At 64.8% G+C, this 17,868-nt stretch carries 16 protein-coding genes; 7 read left to right on the top strand and 9 right to left on the bottom strand.

Annotated features, from left to right (window positions below):
* Positions 1-60 precede the first annotated feature (60 nt).
* The 4 genes from BH95_RS10380 to BH95_RS10365 form a co-directional block, all read right to left on the bottom strand.
* Complete coding sequence (locus tag BH95_RS10380) at positions 61-1,836, bottom strand: acyl-CoA dehydrogenase (RefSeq protein WP_033189858.1); 1,776 nt, start codon at positions 1,834-1,836, stop codon at positions 61-63.
* A 57-nt stretch (positions 1,837-1,893) separates the two neighbouring features.
* Entirely contained in the window at positions 1,894-2,559 is a 666-nt protein-coding gene (locus BH95_RS10375; protein ID WP_080734070.1) for a ScbR family autoregulator-binding transcription factor, read from the bottom strand.
* 64 nt (positions 2,560-2,623) lie between these two features.
* Positions 2,624-3,310 (bottom strand): isopentenyl-diphosphate Delta-isomerase, encoded by a 687-nt coding sequence (idi, locus tag BH95_RS10370; protein ID WP_037181863.1) that lies wholly within the window; start codon positions 3,308-3,310, stop codon positions 2,624-2,626.
* 79 nt (positions 3,311-3,389) lie between these two features.
* Entirely contained in the window at positions 3,390-3,785 is a 396-nt protein-coding gene (locus BH95_RS10365) for an acyl-CoA thioesterase (protein ID WP_230621029.1), read from the bottom strand.
* Between the two features lie 172 nt (positions 3,786-3,957).
* Here BH95_RS10365 and BH95_RS10360 point away from each other — a divergent pair, with 172 nt between their 5' ends.
* Positions 3,958-5,280, top strand: coding sequence for a glycosyltransferase family protein (locus BH95_RS10360; RefSeq protein ID WP_037181862.1), 1,323 nt, complete (start codon positions 3,958-3,960; stop codon positions 5,278-5,280).
* A gap of 11 nt (positions 5,281-5,291) precedes the next feature.
* Here BH95_RS10360 and BH95_RS10355 read toward each other — a convergent pair whose 3' ends face one another.
* A complete protein-coding gene (locus BH95_RS10355; protein WP_037181860.1) occupies positions 5,292-5,855 on the bottom strand; it encodes a TetR family transcriptional regulator in 564 nt (187 codons plus the stop codon).
* A gap of 109 nt (positions 5,856-5,964) precedes the next feature.
* Between BH95_RS10355 and BH95_RS10350 the strand changes: the two genes are divergently transcribed.
* Together BH95_RS10350 and BH95_RS10345 are read left to right on the top strand one after the other, a co-directional pair.
* A complete protein-coding gene (locus BH95_RS10350) occupies positions 5,965-6,438 on the top strand; it encodes a DUF4334 domain-containing protein (RefSeq protein WP_020111231.1) in 474 nt (157 codons plus the stop codon).
* Between the two features lie 2 nt (positions 6,439-6,440).
* Positions 6,441-7,529 carry an NAD(P)-dependent alcohol dehydrogenase gene (locus BH95_RS10345; protein ID WP_037181856.1) on the top strand — a complete coding sequence of 363 codons (1,089 nt, stop codon included), beginning with the start codon at positions 6,441-6,443 and terminating at the stop codon, positions 7,527-7,529.
* Here BH95_RS10345 and BH95_RS10340 read toward each other — a convergent pair.
* A complete protein-coding gene (locus BH95_RS10340; protein WP_244164890.1) occupies positions 7,487-8,842 on the bottom strand; it encodes an MFS transporter in 1,356 nt (451 codons plus the stop codon). The genes BH95_RS10345 and BH95_RS10340 overlap by 43 nt on opposite strands.
* A gap of 222 nt (positions 8,843-9,064) precedes the next feature.
* Between BH95_RS10340 and BH95_RS10335 the strand changes: the two genes are divergently transcribed.
* The 3 genes from BH95_RS10335 to BH95_RS10325 are packed head-to-tail and all read left to right on the top strand — an operon-like array spanning position 9,065 to position 13,113.
* A complete protein-coding gene (locus BH95_RS10335) occupies positions 9,065-10,744 on the top strand; it encodes an AMP-binding protein (RefSeq protein ID WP_037144433.1) in 1,680 nt (559 codons plus the stop codon).
* A gap of 34 nt (positions 10,745-10,778) precedes the next feature.
* Positions 10,779-11,828 (top strand): phosphotransferase family protein, encoded by a 1,050-nt coding sequence (locus BH95_RS10330; protein ID WP_019663438.1) that lies wholly within the window; start codon positions 10,779-10,781, stop codon positions 11,826-11,828.
* A 19-nt stretch (positions 11,829-11,847) separates the two neighbouring features.
* On the top strand, positions 11,848-13,113 hold the full coding sequence (locus BH95_RS10325; RefSeq protein ID WP_179275260.1) for an acyl-CoA dehydrogenase family protein: 1,266 nt from the start codon (positions 11,848-11,850) through the stop codon (positions 13,111-13,113).
* On the opposite strand, the gene BH95_RS10320 is transcribed toward BH95_RS10325, so the two are convergent.
* The gene (locus BH95_RS10320) at positions 13,104-13,694 is read right to left on the bottom strand and encodes a 3,4-dihydroxy-2-butanone-4-phosphate synthase (RefSeq protein WP_052060001.1); all 591 of its coding nucleotides are present in this window, start codon (positions 13,692-13,694) and stop codon (positions 13,104-13,106) included. The two genes, BH95_RS10325 and BH95_RS10320, sit on opposite strands and share 10 nt — an antisense overlap.
* 1 nt (position 13,695) lies before the next feature.
* Entirely contained in the window at positions 13,696-14,091 is a 396-nt protein-coding gene (locus tag BH95_RS10315) for a hypothetical protein (protein WP_037181846.1), read from the bottom strand.
* Positions 14,092-14,349: 258 nt separating this feature from the next.
* Between BH95_RS10315 and BH95_RS10310 the strand changes: the two genes are divergently transcribed.
* Complete coding sequence (locus BH95_RS10310) at positions 14,350-16,968, top strand: LuxR C-terminal-related transcriptional regulator (protein ID WP_052060013.1); 2,619 nt, start codon at positions 14,350-14,352, stop codon at positions 16,966-16,968.
* Positions 16,969-17,004: 36 nt separating this feature from the next.
* Here the strand turns inward: BH95_RS10310 and BH95_RS10305 are convergent, their stop codons facing one another.
* Complete coding sequence (locus BH95_RS10305) at positions 17,005-17,841, bottom strand: mycofactocin-coupled SDR family oxidoreductase (protein WP_033189850.1); 837 nt, start codon at positions 17,839-17,841, stop codon at positions 17,005-17,007.
* Positions 17,842-17,868: the final 27 nt, after the last annotated feature.

Raw genomic sequence — 17,868 nt, 5'->3', positions numbered from 1 at the left:
CGCCCGCTGACGTGCGCGGAAATGTAGGCCCTGGCCTACATTTCCGCGCACAGCGAGGGGTCAGAACCAGGCCGGGTCCGTCTCGAGGGTAGTGAGGTCCAGGCTGGACAACAGTGCGAACTGGGGTCCGGTCCTGGGCAGTTCGTGGCGGAAGAAGTATCGGGCGGCCTGACGTTTGCCGTCGTAGAAGTCGCCGGTCTTGCCGTCGGCCGCGTTGTGCTGTTCCAGCCACATCCACGCAATGACGACGTGGCCGACGGCCTCGAGGTACACCGACGAATTCGCGAGTGCCACCTCGGGATCGCCGGTGCCCCACAGAGTTGCCGTGACCTCGAGGACGCTCCCCCATGCGGACTCGAGCGCCGACGCGTACTCGTCGGTGCCGAGTTCACGGGCACGACGGATGGTTCCGTCGATTCTTGTTCCGAGCAACGGCAGGGCTGCCCCACCCTGCATCGTCACCTTGCGGCCGAGCAGGTCAAGCCCCTGAATGCCGTGTGTGCCTTCGTGAATGGGATTGAGCCTGTTGTCTCGGTAGTACTGTTCCACGTCGTAGTCACGGGTGTAGCCGTATCCGCCGTGCACCTGGATGGCCAGACTGTTCGCTTCGAGGCACCACTGCGACGGCCAACTCTTGGCTATCGGTGTCAGCAGGTCCAGGAGCAGCGTCGTCTCGCTGCGCACCGACTCGTCCTCGGTGGTGTCCTGCTCGTCCACGAGCTTGGAGCAGTAGAGACCGAGGGCCAAAGCGCCCTCCACGTAGGACTTCTGCGCCAACAGCATCCGCCGGACATCCGCGTGCTCGATCAGCGCAACGGGCGGCGAGGACGGATCCTTCACGCCGAGAGCACGACCCTGTGTTCGGACCTTCGCGTACTCGACGGACTTGAGGTAGCCGACGTACCCCAGCGAGATCGCCAGGAAGCCGACACCGATTCTGGCCTCGTTCATCATGTGGAACATGTAGCTCAAACCACGATGCTCCTCGCCGACGAGGTAACCGACCGCGCCGGGGCCACCGTGCACGGCATGCGTTCCGTCGCCGAAATTCAGCAGCGTGTTCGTCGTACCCCGGTTGCCCATCTTGTGATTGAGACCGACGAGTGTGACGTCGTTGCGTGTACCGTCCGGCAGCACCTTGGGCACGACGAACAGTGAGATGCCCTTCACTCCGGCGCCGCCGCCCGCGGCTTTCGCCAGGACGAGGTGCACGATGTTCTCGGTGAGCTCGTGATCTCCTGCGGAGATCCACATCTTGGTGCCGGTGAGGCGGTAACTACCGTCGTCCTGCTCGACCGCACGCGTGGTGATGTCGGCGAGCGACGACCCGGCCTGCGGTTCGGACAAGCACATCGTCCCGAAGGACTTGCCCTCGAGCATCGGGCGGACGTACTGATCGATCTGTTCCGACGTGCCGTACGTGGCGATCAGGTTGGCGTTCGCCATGGTCAGGAACGGATACGACGAGGTGGACGCGTTCGCCGCCTGGAACCAGGCCATCGCAGCCCGCGCGACGGTGGTGGGAAGCTGCATCCCGCCGAGCGATTCGTCGAACTGTCCGGCAATCAGACCGGACGCCGCGTAGATGTCCAACGCAGCCTTGACGTCGGGGATCATCTCGACGGTACCGTCGGTGCGCATCCGCGGCTCGGTGGCGTCGGACAGCTTGTTGTGCGGCTCGAAGTGCTTGCGCGCGATGTCCGCACACAGGTCGAGGACGGCGTCGAACGTGTCCTTGGAGTGTTCGGCGAATCGCTTTCGGGTCGTCAGAGACTCGACGTCGAGCCACTCGTAGAGGAGAAAGTCGAGATCACGGCGGGACAGTACGTCGGTCATGAGAGATTCCGTTCGCGCAGGGAAATACCTACAGGCTAGCCCGCCGGCGAACGCCGATCAGGCGCTTACGCCGACGTCCGACGTCGAGACGGACCAGTCCCGCGGCTCGCTGAGCGCGAGTGCACGCGTCCGTTCCAACGCCGCGGGATCCGTGATCGAGGGGAGCAGCAGCTGCCACATGTCCGACAATCGGGCGTAGAGATCCGCCCTCCCGCTGAGCACCTCCGACAGGGTCTGAACACCGGTGAACGCACCGACCACGAACTTGGCCAGCGCCTCGGTGTCGACTCCGTCGGCGAGGTCGCCCTCCTCGGCTGCCCTGTCCGCGAGCAGTTGGATCGAGTCGATCCAGTCGCGGTACGGGCGCTGAACCGGTCCTTGCATGCTGCCGATCTCGAGCGTCAACCGCATCCCGCCGCGGGCCATCGGCTCTTCCAGGAGTTGGCGTGCCATCTCCTGGCTGACGCAGATCATGCTGTCCAGCGCGCGCGGAACCTCTGCAGTGATCGCACGTACACCATCCATCGCAAGCTGATGTTGGGCGTCGATGACCGCATGGGCGAGCTCCTCCTTCGAGGAGAAGTGGAAGTACATCGCGCCTTTGGTGACTCCGGCGTGCGCCAGGATGGTCGACAGACTGGCGGTTCCGTACCCGTGCTTCTCGAAGCTCACCGCTGCACCGAGCAGCACTGCTTGACGTGTGTTCTCAGCTCTTTGCTGCACGAGCACCAACCGATCCTGAAACTCGCTCGCGTGTACGCGAGGCAGCCGACATGTAGTGCACTGGTCAACTATATCGGGTCGGGGTCGGTTGTTCGAATGACCCAGCCATTCCTTGGCGTGCACCGACGTCGTAGACAGCCGCCTCGGGAAGCTCCGAGGCCTCCCCCACCGGCCAGGCCGAGGGCTCGTCGCCCAGCTCCCGCAGCTGGTCGATCTGCTCCACGCACCACGGCGACACCGCACGCCCCCGGGCCACGTCGTCGACGAACTGCACCCACGGCACCCACGTGGCGTCGGCGACCTCGTCGGGATCGACCACCGGGTCCGGACCGTCGTATTCGACGCCGAACACGGGGCAGATCTCGTACTCGACGATTCCGTCGTCCATGACCGCCCGGTAGCGGAAACGAGGTAGCAACAGGAAGGGGCTTCCGACCTCGATGCCCAACTCCTGCCGCAGGCGCCGAACGACCGCGCCGCCGAGATCCTCGCCCGGCGCGGGATGGCCGCAGCAGCTGTTGGTGGTCACACCCGGCCACGTCTTCTTGTGCAGCGCGCGCTGCGTGATCAGCACCTCGCCCCGCGAATTGAAGACGTAGGACGAGAACGCGAGATGCAACGGTGTGGCCGTCGTGTGCACGGTCGATTTGGGGTGGGTGCCGATGGCCCGCCCGTCCTCGTCGACCAGAACCACGTACTCGGTGGTCACCTCGTGCGAAGTCGAGGACTCGGGGTGCGACGTCGAGGTCATGTGCCCATGTTCCCAGACCGGAAGCGAGTTCAAACGTCAGCGTTCACACATCGTTCTCCGGACGCTGGATGCCGAGTATTCATGCACCCCGCGTCGGGTGCGAGTCCGAGGGCGTGAGGAAGGCGCGCTGCTCGTCCGACAGTCGCTCGGCCCGTCCGTCGACGACGTGCACCAGTACGAACGTGGACACGGCCGCACGCTCACCGCCCTGTTCGATGGCGACCCGCACGGTGATGGACGTACGGCCGACCTTCGTCGCGACGACGTCGACCTCGGCGACGCCGGTGAACAGTTCCCGCGAGAAGTCCGCGGTCACGTTCGCGACCATGACGTCCAGGGCCGTCAGCCGACCGTCGCTGACGTGGCTCAACGCATCGGCCCACGCCTGGCTCGCCAGTTCCAGGGCGAGGTACGCGGGCACATGTGCGGCATCGACGGTCGCCCCGTCCCGCGCAGGCCTGTGAGTCAACGGCATCGACGCTCGGTACATGGCCGGGACGCTACCGTTCGTCAGCGCCGAGGCATCGGTGAGCCTTTCTCTTCCCCGTCCCGAAGCGCGGTTCTACCATCTATAACAAACCTCTCGACTTTTTCTGAGCTACAATTGTTCTTCGAGTCGGTTTCACTCTCACAGATCGCTGCCAACAATGAAGTCCCTGCCCACGCTCTCTCGAACGAACTCCACCGCACCCACGCTGATCTTCATGGCCGGTGCACCGATGGAGTCGGCGACCGACGACGCGGCACTCGCGAAGGCTCTTGCCGAGTTCGCGCACGTCGTCTGGGTCGAGCCGACCTCGTGGGACACGCCGGGATCTGCCGCGGGGTCCGAGCGCGGCCCGCGTCGTCGACGCAGGACCACGAGGTCGGAATTCGTCCGCATGTCACCACGCTTCTCCCGGGTCAGGACGTTCGTGGGCACCCGCCCCCGGTCCGCTTTGACGCGCGCGCTGGCACGGCGCGCGCGCGATCGCGCGATCGCGTCGGCACTGACCGAGCTCGGAACCACGTCGGATGCCGTCGTTCTGACCGATCCCGTCGGCAGATTCCCCGTCGACGTGGGCGGACACCGTTTGCTGTACGTCACCGACGATTGGGTGAGCTCGGCGCCGAGCCGCGGCCTGTCACGGCGCGCTGTCCTTCGGTCCATCGAGGTCAACTGCAGTCGCGCCGACACCGTCGCTGCGGTCTCTCAGACGCTGGCCCTACGGCTGCACCTGTACTCCAAGACCTTCGACGCGGTGCGCGTCGTGCACGCAGGGTGCACGCTCCCGGAGACGGACTTCGAGACGGGCACGGACGCACCGAGCAATAATTCCGGCGCACCGCGTCGCACCTGCCCGGCAGTGTTCGTCGGCGACCTCGACGACAGCATCGATTACGACATGCTCGACGCGGTAGCCGCCACGTCGCTGAACATCGCAGTGATCGGTGACCGCTCGCCTCGGCTGTCCTCGGCGGGATCCGCGCGTGTCGACGCGTTGTTGTCCAGGCCGAACGTCCAGTTGCTCGGCTCCCGCACCGGCGCATCGACGGACGGGCACCCGGCTGCGGAGCACGAGGCGGTTACGTACATGGCGGCAGCCGCAGTCGGGCTCGCTCCGCACACCCTCGACGCGGGCACTCGGGCGCGGTTCCCGACGCACACCCTCGACTATTTGGCTGCCGGCCTACCGGTCGTCACCACCGAACTACCGTCGACGCGGTGGCTGGACTCCGAGCACGTCACTATTGCCCACACTCCGGACGAGTTCGCTGCTGCGGTCTCGGCACTCGCACGCGCCACCGCTGACCCGGAGGCTGTGGCCTCTCGCCGCGAACTCGCGTCACTCCACACTTGGTCCGCGCGGGCGACCCTCGTCCTACGCCTGATGTCCATATATCGCGAAGCCTCCGCCGGTGCAACCGATTTCGGTGGCACTCGTCAGCCGGGTCGATCCCGGGCACCGCACGTCGACCGCCTTCGGTAGCCGCCGCCGGATCAACCGTGCGTGGCCGCGATTCTGCGCACAGCTTCCACCGCAGCCGCGCGGCGAGCTTCGTTCGGTCTGCGACGGTCCCCCGCGCCGTAGTGCCCGACGGCGAACGACATGACCACGTCCGTCACCACCATGAGCAGTTCGACGCTGTCCCAGGAGTCGTCGATGTGCCCGTCTCGCTGGCCGGAACGGATGTGACCGATCTTCGCGGAGATCGCCGCCGCCCGGGAATCGTCCGTCGGCCGGTGCGACTCCTCGAGGTCGGCCCACCTCTGGAGACGCACATGATCAGGGAACGCCACGAACTCGTCGAACAGTCGCCCTGCGTACCCCGGCAGGTCGTCGCCTCGGAGGGCGGTGTGAGCCGTCGTCGACGCGACCCACCTCTCCGACACCGCGGCGAAGAGTTCTTCCTTGCCGGCGAAGTACGCGTACAACCGCTCCTTGCTGGCTTTCGCCTCGGAAGCGATGCGATTGATCCGCGCCCCGGCGATGCCGTGACGGGCGAACTCCGCCTGTGCCGCATCGAGAATGCGTTCGCGAGTGGCTTCGCCTGCTGACCTCACGCCCTGATCCTAATTCCTGCGGCAACATCGTCGAGTCGGGAGCCTTGCCGAACCAATCGGTTCGGCGTAAGTTCCGAACCAAATGGTTCGGCAACTAGAAGGAGATCCCGTGGATATCGCCGACGCACGCTCGAGGTTCACCGAGCTCGCGAAGAAGACCGACGGTGTGCTTCCCGCCGACCTCGACGCAGTGTGGTCCGCACTCGAGCCGGTCCGCGCGGAAGACGTGCTCGGTGCGTGGAAAGGATCGCAGTTCTTCACCGGACATCGCCTGTGCCGCAAGCTCACCGCAGGCAATTGGCATGGGAAGAATTTCGAATCACTCGAGCGGGCACAACCTCTGATCTGCAGAAACGACAACGGTGAGCTGTATTCGGACATCGAGACCGGAGGCGGCGAAGCGAGCCTGTGGAACATCGAGTTCCGCGGGGAAGTGACGGCCACCATGGTCTACGACGGCGCACCCATCTTCGACCATTTCAAGCGCGTCGACTCGAACACGTTGATGGGCATCATGAACGGGAAGCCCGCGCTCGTTCTCGACGGCGGCCACCACTACTACTTCGCCCTCGAACGCGAGTGACCATGCGCATGTCCGCTGCCGTGTCGCGGGGACCGAACACTCCGTTCACGCTCGAGCAGGTGAACATCGACGATCCGCGCCCGGACGAGATACTGGTGCGTGTCGCCGCAACCGGACTGTGCCACACGGACCTGTTCACCAGAGCAGCGACGCCCGCGAAGTCCGGGCCCGCGATCCTCGGCCACGAGGGCGCGGGAGTGGTCGTGGAGGTCGGGCGCGAGATCGAGGGTGTTGCACCGGGCGATCACGTCGTACTGACCTACCGGCATTGTGCTCGGTGCGACCAGTGTCTACGGGACAACCCCGCTTACTGCCTGCGTTCGTACTCCCTCAACCGTCTCGGGCCGAGGCCGGACGGCACCCATGTGGTGACGTCGGACGGAGCTGGAGTGAACACCCGGTTCTTCGGTCAGTCGAGTTTCGCCGAGTACGCGATCGCGCATGCAGACAACGTGGTGGTGGTGGACCGCACTCTGGACTTGAATGTGATCGCTCCGCTGGGGTGTGGATTTCAAACCGGCGCCGGTGCGATTCTCAATGTCCTTCGACCCGAATCGGATTCGTCGGTCGTGGTGTTCGGTGCAGGCAGCGTCGGATTCTCGGCGCTGCTCGCGGCGAAATCGGCCGGTGTCCAGGCGATCGTCGCGGTGGATCCAAACGACACCCGTCGTGATCTTGCGCGGTCGTTCGGGTTCGAGGCAGTCGATTCCGCTGCCGGAAACGTCGTGGAACAGGTCCGCGACGTCACCGGAGGCGGCGCGACGCACGGGCTCGACACCACCGGCATTCCCGCCGTCGTACTCACCGCTCTGTCGACCCTGCGAGCTCGCGGGGACCTCGTCGTTCTCGGACTCGGTGACCGCGAGCTGACCATCGACGTTCAGGATCTGATGCTGAGCGGCAAGAGCATCAGAGGGTGCATCGAAGGTGACTCGGTCGCGAGGGAGTTCATCCCACAGCTGACCGACCTGTACGCCCGTGGCGACTTCCCGGTGGATCGCCTCACGGCCGAGTACCCCTTCTCGGACCTGGAACGCGCGATAGCCGATCAGCGTGCGGGCTCCGTGGTCAAACCCGTGCTCGTGTGGTGACGAGCCCTGACCGTCGCCAGCGCAACGAGCCCGGCCGCCGCGAGCACCATCACGAAGAACGCAGGTGACAGGATGTTTCCGGTCCTTTCGACCAACCACACCGCGACGAACGGGGCTGTGCCACCGGCGATGATGACTCCCAAGTTCCATCCCATCGCGACCCCGGTGTAACGCGAGCGCTTGTCGAAGAACTGCGGAATGATCGTGTAGACACCCACCTGCGTGGCCGTGCTGTTGAGCATGATGACGACGAACGCGAGTGTCGCGACGACGATGCCGTGGTGCATCAGACCCATCATCGGATAGGTGAGCGCCACGAATCCGACGAAACCGATGGTCATCAGCCTGACGGTGCCGATCCGGTCTCCCAGTACACCAGCGAGAGGCATTGCCAGAGCGGCGATTCCGATCGCGAGTGTTGCAACCCAGAACACCGAGGTGGAGTCGTAACCGAGTTGCTTGGTGAGGTGGATGGCCATGTAGGTCAGTCCGATGTACGCGGTTCCGTTCACTGCAGCACTCAAGGCCGTCGCCTGAGCAAGTGCGCGAGGCTGTTTCAGGAACACTGCGCTGAGCGGGGCGCTCGACTCGTCGGCGTCGGAGGCTCCGGACGCCGACTTGCCCAGCCCTCCGTCTGCATCGTGCGTCTCCTCGACGCGGGTGCGGATCCACAGGCAGAAGACCGTCAACGGAAGGGCAAGCAGGAACGGGACTCTCCACCCCCAGCTGTCCATCGATGCGTCCGTCGTCAGCGCCGACACGGCGCCCGCGACGGCAGCTGCGAGGGCGAACCCGCCGGTCGATCCCATCGGGGTGAACGCGCCGTACGTGGCCTTCAGATGCGAGGGCGCCGATTCCGAGATGAAGGTGGCCGATCCTCCGACCTCACCACCTGCCGAGAATCCCTGCAGCAAGCGTACGAGGACGAGCAGAACCGTCGCCCAGACGCCGATCTGCGCGGGCGTGGGCAGAAGGCCCATCGCTGTGCTGCCGACTCCCATGCACACGAGAGTCGCCATCAAGGCTTTCTTACGTCCCAACCGGTCACCGACATGGCCGAACACGATGCCGCCCAGCGGCCGGACCAGGTACGCGGTCCCGAAGACCGCCAAGGCGGACAGCAGCGACACGACAGGCTCGTCGCTCGGGAAGTAGATCGGCGCGATCACCACCGCCAGGTAGCCGTACAGGCTGAAGTCGTAGTACTCGATCAGCGTGCCCACGCCACCGGCCAGCGCGGCGCGGCGGGCGGTTCTCCGCTTGGCCGGCGTCCACGAGTCGGCGGTCGTCGAGCTGAGATTCTGTGCGGTCATGTGTATCGACTTTCTCGTCATGAGTGTGACCTGCGTCATTCGAAATGATGGGCACCGAACGATCGATTGTCAACTACTGAACACTAGATTTCCGCGTTCAAGTGCACAGATAGCGTTCTGTCGACTCAGGTCGAGAAACTTGACAAGCGATCGCTCGGCCCCAACGATGGTGAGAAATCGATCACTGCACGACGATCGCAGGACCTAGGACGAGGCGGAACAGTGAAGCAGCTCGACGACACCCTCCGAACCGACGATCGCCCGTGGACCGACCTGTATCCGAGCACGGTCACGCCTGACGCGGCGTCGGCTTTCCCGACCCTGCTGGATGCGTGGAACGCACACGTGTCGGCGACGCCCGACGGTCCTTCGGTGCACTACTTCGGTGCCACCCTCACGTTCGGGGAGATCGACGCCGCTGCCGACGCGCTCGCGCAGACGGTGCACGATGCAGGCGTAGCACCGAAGGATCGCATCGCGGTGTACCTGCAGAACGATCCGCACTGGCTCGTCGCAGTCCTCGCCGCCTGGAAGATCGGTGCGATTCCAGTGGCCGTCAACCCGATGCTGCGGGCAGGTGAGCTGGAACATCACCTCGTCGACAGCGGCGCTACCGCGCTGATCTGCCTCGACAGCCTGTACACCGAGTCCGTCGCCCCGATTCGGGAGAAGACGGCACTCGACATCGTCGTCACCACGCATCCGCTGGACATGACCCCCGACGCGTCGGTGCCTGCGTCGTTGCGTGCACACATCCCTGCGCCACAGTCGTTCTCGGACACCATCGCATGGACAACAGCGGTCACCGGACGCGGTGCGCCGTCCACCCACCCGGCTGGTGCCGACGACATCGGCATTCTCACCTACACGTCGGGCACGACGGGCCGTTCCAAGGGAGCGATGAACCTGCACGGTTCGCTCGTGCACAATTCCACGGTCTACACCCAGTGGTGGGACCTGCGCGCAGATCGTGACGTGATCATCGGTGTCGCCCCCGTATTCCATATCACCGGCATCGTCGCGTGCCTCGGGATTCACATCGTCAGCGGTGCGCCCCTGGTTCTTCTGCACCGCTTCGACGCCGAGGAGACCCTCCGGGCGATCGATGAGTGGCGCGGCACGTTCATGATCGGGGCGAGCACCTTGTTCATCGCCCTCAGCAATCATCCGGCGAAGGACGAACTGGCCCTCGGTTCGCTCACCAAGACCCCGTCCGGAGGGGCACCCGTGTCGCCCGCGCTCGTGGATCGCGTCCGAGAGGCGACGGGGTGGGTGTTGCGCGGCGCGTACGGAATGACCGAGACGACGTCGCCGACACACCTCGGGCCGCCCGAGACCGATCCGCCGGTCGATCCCGACAGCGGCGCGCTGTCCGTGGGAATCCCGGTGCCGGAGGCGAACGTTCGTATCGTCGACCTGAGCGACGGACATGACCTCGGGCCCGGCGAGGTCGGGGAAATCGTCGTGTCGGGCCCCATGGTGGTGCCGGGTTACTGGCAGATGCCGGAGGAATCCGCTCACGCGATTCGCGACGGGTGGCTGCACACCGGCGACGTCGGCAAGGTCACCGAGGACGGCTGGCTCTTCGTCGTGGACCGGCTGAAGGACATGATCAACGCAGGCGGCTACAAGGTGTTTCCCCGCGACGTCGAAGACGTGCTGTACCAGCATCCGGCGGTGCGCGAAGCTTCCGTCGTCGGAGTCCCCGACGACTATCGCGGCGAGACCGTGAAGGCGTTCGTCTCGCTGACGGCGGGGGCGTCGGTGACACCCGAGGAGCTCATCGAATTCTGCAAGACCCGAATGGCAGCCTACAAGTACCCCAGGGAACTGGTTGTGCTGGAGGAACTTCCGAAGACCACGAGCGGAAAGTTGCTCCGCCGCGAACTTCGGAACTCCTGACGGCGCTGCTCGAAACCTTCGAAAGGGACTGGTAATGGACACCACGACGGTGGACGAGCTGGACGTGGTTGCAGTGCGCGAGTGGTTGGCCCGCGTGGAGTCCTCGCCCGTGAACGAGCTGACCGCTCGCCTCATCGCCGGGGGGCGTTCCAATCCCACCTACGAACTGGGTGATGGCAGCAGAAACTGGATTCTGCGTCGCCCTCCTCGGGGACACGTCCTTCCGACCGCCCACGACATGGGCCGAGAGTATCGAGCTCTGACGGCGCTGAGAGACAGCGCAGTACCCGTGCCGAGAACCGTCGGACTCTGCGAGGACACGACGGTGATCGGTACGACCTTCTACGTGATGGACAAGCTCGACGGCGTCACTCTCCGCACCCAGGAGGACACTGCGACACTCAGCGAGTCGCAGCGCCGCACGCTCGCGGAGTCGATGTCCACCGTGCTCGCTGATCTGCACTCCATCGACCCCGCCGCGGTGGGCCTGGCGAACTGGGGCAAGCCCGACGGGTTCCTCGAGCGGCAACTCGCCCGCTGGCTTCGGCAGTGGGACGCATCCGCGACCTCGGAACGGCCCGAGGTCGCCGAACTGCACCGCCGGCTCCGCTCAGGCCTTCCGCCGCGGAGCTATCCGGGAATCGTGCACGGCGACTTCAAGATCGACAACATGATGGTCGACCGTTCCGATCCGACGAAGATTCTGGGTGTGCTCGACTGGGAGATGTCCACGCTCGGAGACACCCTCACGGACCTCGGAATACTGTGCTCGTTCTGGGACCATGCCGGTGAGTTCCACAATCCGATCACCGCAGGTGCCACCGCACTGCCCGGTTTTCCCACCCGCGACGAGATGGTGCAGCGGTACCTCACGACACGCGGTATCGACGTGCCCGACATCGACTGGTACCTCGTGTTCGCCGACTTCAAGATTGCGGTCATTCTCGAAGGCATCCACGCGCGTCACGCCCAGGGTCACACCGACGGCGAGGATTTCTCACGCGTCGGCGACATGGTCGGGCCGCTGCTCGGCCGCGCGCTCGATCGCGCATCTGCTTCCTCAGTCACCGGCCTTGCCGGCTGAACAGTCAAAGGACATCGCCATGACGCACGCCGTGAACACTTCCGCCATGCCCGCTGCCGTCGACGTCGCATCTCTGGATCTTCGTCCGTCCGAGACCGCGCTGCGTTTGCGCGAGAGCTTGGTCGAGTTCATGCACACGCACGTCTTTCCCGCCGAGGCCGAGTACGAGCGCTACCGCGCCTCGGTGGGCCCCGAGGACAGCTCGCTTCCTCCCGTCGTCGAGACGTTGAAGAAGGAAGCGCGCGCACGCGGTCTCTGGAACTTGTTCCTCCCCGCCTATTCCGGAATCAGCCAGCTCGACTACGCAGGACTCGCCGAAATCACCGGGTGGAGTTTGCATCTGGCGCCCGAGGCCACCAACGGCCAGGCTCCGGACACCGGCAACATGGAATTGCTTCATCTGTTCGGCACGGAGGAGCAGCAGCGGACGTGGCTGGAGCCGTTGAAGGAAGGTGAGATTCGGTCCGCGTTCTCCATGACCGAGGTCGAGGTTGCAAGCTCCGACGCCACCAATATCCAGACCCGAATCGTCCGCGACGGCGACCACTACGTGATCAACGGCCGGAAGTGGTGGACCAGCGGTGCAGCCGACCCGCGGTGCCGGTTGCTCATCGTCATGGGCAAGACCGACCCCGACGCTCCGACGCATCGTCAACAGTCGATGGTGCTCGTACCGATCGATACTCCGGGTGTGACCGTCGTACGCGATGTTCCGGTGTTCGGCCGGCTGGATCAGCACGGGCACTGCGAGGTGGTCTACGACGACGTCCGAGTACCCGTCGCCAACATTCTCGGCGAGGAGGGCGCCGGTTTCGCGATCGCGCAGGCACGCCTGGGCCCCGGCCGTATCCACCACTGCATGCGCGCACTCGGTGCATCCGAGCGAGCACTGTCGTTGATGGTGTCGCGGGCGCAGTCCCGCGTCGCGTTCGGCAAGCCGCTCGCGGAACAGGGTGTGGTGCAGGCCCAGATCGCCGAGTCGCGCATCGCGATCGATCAAGCACGCCTGCTGTGTCAGTACGCATCGAAGATCACCGACGTGCACGGCAACAAAGCCGCGGCACCGTACGTCTCGGCCGCCAAGGTGTCGGTCCCCCGGGTGGCGCTCGACGTCATCGACCGCGCCATCCAGGTTCACGGCGGCGCAGGCGTCAGCGACGACGTGCCACTCGCCGCGATGTACGGCTGGCATCGGGCCATGCGCATCTTCGACGGCCCGGACGAAGTCCACGTGCGCACCATCGCGAAGTCCGAACTGCGCCGGGGGTCCAGCGGTCAGAAGTAGGCGTACTTCGACATTCGGATGACCGGCACTACCCGGCTGCCCTGCCGCAACGCTGTCGTGTCGTCACGGATGGACGTTTCCAACGCGGTGAAGACCGCCGATCCTTCGACCAGTTCCGCGATCAGGTCTGGTCTGGTGGGACGCTCACCCGACGCAAGCACGGGAACGAGGTGCCCTGGTCGGGAGAACTCGCACGCCAGTGCATCGCAGTGCGCGAGCGCGCGAGCAGTTGCGGCACGGTCGGCTCCTGAAATACCTGTAGTGGTGCCGTCGACTACATCCACCGACACCCTGGGTGAGCCCAGGTAGAACGAGTTGCGCTGGGACCAGGCGACCGGTGGGAGATCGAGTCGCTCACACGTCTCGTCGTCGACGGTGATGCAGACGAATCCCGATCCGAAGCGAATCAGATGCGCCATCACGGAAACGTCGACGCCCTGCGCTGCGACAACCAGATCACATCCGGTTCCACGAAGATCGTCGACCACCACAACAGGTGCACCCTGCGACAGCGCAATTCGGGCACGTCGGCGTGCGGACCAGGAACGGGCGGGTACGTAATGCCGCGTGGCGGTGGTCATCTCAGACCGTGATCCCGACACGCGACCAGAACGCCTCGAAGCTGGACGGCACCATGTCGGTGCCGCGCGCGACCTTGCCGTCGACGAAGCGGTGCGTCATGACCATCGTGATGTCGAGTTCGTCGTCGCCGAGCTTGCGATACGCACGAATGTTGGCGGTCACCAGTTCGTCGCCGACGACCTCGACGCTGATGACCTCGTTGGCGGACGCATCCAGCTTGGCGAGCACACCGAACGCCTCGAGGAACTCGCCCTTGGTGTAGAGCCGCAGGGTGCCTTCGAGGGTGAATCCCGCCCACGTCAGGTCGTCGGAGTACAGCGCGACGAGGGGGCCGGGGTCGCCCGCGTCCGCCGCCGCGAATGCTGCCTTCAATGCTTCTGCATTCTGCTGACTCATGGGTGTCGAACCTCCGTGTCGTGATGATGAGACCCCTGACGGGTCCTGTGTCCTGAATCACTCTGCCCGCGCCGCCCCACTCCGAGAACCGTCCTACTACGTGGTCCGTTACTGGCGGAGGTTCACGCTGGTCCACGGCCTGTAACTTACGTCCGATCACCATGCGTGACCGAAGTTGACCCCCGCACATTGACAACGCAGCACCCGGTGAACGAGAGTGATCCACATCTCGTTCCGATGACGTGCCGAGGAGGCCGAATGAATGCCGACGAGTGGCGCGAGATCCATACGCTTCGTTCGTCGGGAGTTCCCATCAAAGGCATCGCGCAGAGATTGTCGATGTCTCGCAACACCGTTCGACGCGCACTGTCCTTGGACGCGCCCCCGGACGACCACCGCAGCGTTCGTCGATCCGCCGACGACCACGTCGATGCCTCGATTCGTGACGTCATCGCCGGCGCACCGGAGCTCGGAGTCGGCGAGATCGGACGGCGTGTCGGGTGGGACGGGGCGCGGACGACGCTGGTGCGCCGAGTCGACACGGCACGCAGGCAGTTGTCCGAGCTCGCCGAGGCGCCGCCCGAGTGCGAATACACACCGTCGCTGCCGAATTACGCGACACCGTTCGTCGGTAGGGATTCCGAACTGCGCACACTGCAATTGCTCATCGGCACCGAGCGCCTCATCACGATCAACGGTCCCGGCGGCATGGGCAAGACGCGGTTGGCCGTCCACGCCGCCAGTCGTTTCCGTCGAGCATTCGCCGACGGCGTCCGTGTCGTCGAACTGGCGTCCCTGCACATGCCTGAGCTGCTGCCGCAGGCCGTTGCCGACGCGCTCGGCATGTCGAATCGCGGTCTGCAGAGCACGGCGACCCAGAACACGTTGATCGACTACCTCGGTAGCCGTCGAATGTTGTTGGTAATGGACAACTGTGAGCATCTCCTCGATGCCAGCGCGGGACTGATCTCCGCTCTTCTGCGCGGCACGACCCAGGTGCACATCATCGCGACTTCTCGTGAGGTTCTCGGCATCCCGGAGGAGCATCGGTTGGCGTTGCAGCCCATGCACACCACTTCAGGCATGCAGCGTGCCGCACCCGGTGCAGTGGAACTCTTCGAATCCAGGGCGTCGGCGATCCTTCCGACGTTCTCGATCACTCCGTCCAACCGAGACGCGGTCGAGCGGGTCTGCGCTCGCCTCGACGGAATGCCACTGGCGATCGAACTTGCGTGCTCGAGATTGAGTGTTCTGTCGATCGATCAGCTCGCCGCTCGGCTCGATCATCGCCTCGACCTCCTCACCGAAGGCAATCGAACCGGGCCGACCAGGCACCGAAGCCTTCAGGCCACCGTGGACTGGAGTTACGAGCTGTGCACCAGGGAGCAGCAATTGCTCTGGGCACGAACATCGGTATTCGTCGGCGGATTCGACCTGGACATGGCCGAGCAGGTGTGTGCAGGTAGCGGCATCTCCAGTCACGGCATTCTCGACGGCGTGTTCGCGTTGGTGGCCAAGTCGATTCTGCAGCGGATCGAGGAGAACGGTCAGGTCCGCTTCCGAATGCTCGAGACCCTGCGCGAATACGGATTCGCACAGTTGACGTCGGAGGAGGCCGAGGCGCTGCGCAACCGTCATTTCGCATGGTGCGCCGATGTGTTGCACCGCGCCGCAGACAGTTGGTTCGGCCCGGACCAGCTAACCACCAGCTCGTGTGTGCACGACAACCGCGCGGACATCAGGTACGCGCTAGAGCGTGCACTGCGCTCCCCCGATTCCGAGCAGGCGCGTCGCGGTGCGAACCTGATCGCCGACGTCTGGTTCCTCTGGGCGTGTGGGATCTCCGTCCCCGAGCATCGGCTCTGGCTGGACCGGGTGATCGGGCAACCCGAGTTCGCCGACATCCGAGACAGGGCTTCGGCCACGGCCGGTCTGGTGATGACGCTCCAGGGAGACCGTGTCGCCGCCGACGAGGTGTTGCGACGTGCGATCGAATCGGGTGGCGACGATCCGCTCGTGCGCGCGTTCTCGACGCATGTGCTGGGTCTCAACGAGTTCTTCGACGGCCGATTCGACTCGGCTGTCGACTTCTTGACCACCTCACGCGAGCTCTACCGCCATATCCCCGAGCGTGTGGACCTGCTGTGCACCATGAAGATTCATCTGGGAATGGTGTACAGCTTCACCGGCAAGCTCGACGAGGCCCACGCCGCGTTCGAATGGGTCAGGGTTCTCGCGGAGGACAGCGGTGAGACCTGGCTTCGTTCGTACGCCGTCTACGGCCTAGGGCTGGTCGCGCTGGTGGCCGAACGATTTTCCGACGCAGCCGACTTCGCGGTGACCGCGCTCGATCTGCACCGGGCGTTCGACGACGTCGTAGGAACTACGCTGATGACCGACCTGCTCGCGTGGGCCGAGGCAGAATCCGGATCTGCCGACCGCGCAGCGGTACTGCTCGGTGCGGCGTCGGCGATGTGGGGTTCGTTCGGCGAACAGCTCTACGGTTCCGAGCACTGGATCGACAAACGAGAGACGTTCGAGCAACGAGCGCGCACTGCTTTGGGTGCGACAGAGTTCGAGGAACACCGCGCGTCGGGTTCGACCATGTCGGTCTCCGAACTCACCCGATACGCACTGGGCGAGACTGCTCTGACGAGTCCGTCCAAGAAGACGTCCACTGCGGCCGTACCCGTCGTCGCGCTCTCGCCCCGCGAGCGTGAGGTCGCCGAGATGCTCGCGCAGGGCATGTCCAACAAAGACATTGCCGCCACACTGGTGCTGTCACCACGCACTATCGAAGGCCACGTCGAACGCGTTCTGCAGAAATTGGGGATGAGCCGCAGACAGGAAGTCGCGGGGTACTTCCAGACGGTCTAGCGGCGCGACCCGACGACCCGGGCCGCGCCGTGAGAACTAGACCTTGCTCAGGGCGCCGGCATCGATCGGCAATGCAATGCCCGTGACATAGCGTGCTGCGTCCGAGGCGAGCCATACGACGCCGTTGCTGATGTCCACCGCGTCGACCCACGGAACTGGCAACGTGTTCATCGCGCCCTGACATGCTTCACGGAAGTCGTCCTGGGTCGGATGTTCCAGATCGGGACGGAACAGCTTGTACATCGGCTCGTTGTCGATCATGTCGGTCAGCACCGACGTCGGATGAATCGAGTTGCAACGAATGCTGTACTGACCCAGCTCGTTCGACGCAGTACGTGCGAGTCCGGTGACACCGTGTTTCGCAGCGACGTAGTGCGCGAAGTTCGGGAATCCTTGAATCCCGCCGGTGGACGAGATCAGAATGATCGAGCCGCCCTCACCCTGGGAGATCAGGTGCGGCACCGTGGCGCGCATCGTCTTCCAGACGCCCGAGAGATTGATGTCGATCATCTCGTCCCACTGCTCTTCGCTCAGCTCGTGCAGTGGGGCGGAGGAAAAGATGCCGGCGTTGGCGACGACGGTGTCCAGACGCCCGAGCTCCGCAATACCCTCGGACACAGCCGCTTCGAGCTGTCCGAGCTCGCGCACGTCGGCGACGACGGCGTGTGCACGACGGTCGAACTTCTCGATCTCGCGAACCGTCTGGTCCAGATCCTCACGGGAGGATCCCTTGTACTTGGTCGTCTCCGGCTTGCTGCAGAGATCGACGACGATGACGTCGGCACCTTCTTCCGCGAGCCGAACTGCGTGCGAACGTCCCTGTCCGCGCGCGGCTCCGGTGACGAGGGCTACTTTTCCTTCGAGCTGTCCCACTGCGTTCTTCCTTCTCTGTCGACGGGT

Origin of the sequence: Rhodococcoides fascians A44A, from assembly GCF_000760735.1 — a bacterium.
Classification (GTDB): Bacteria; Actinomycetota; Actinomycetes; order Mycobacteriales; family Mycobacteriaceae; genus Rhodococcoides; species Rhodococcoides fascians_E.
The sequence above is the reverse complement of the archived record's forward strand: the minus strand, read 5'-3'. Positions and strand labels throughout refer to the sequence as shown.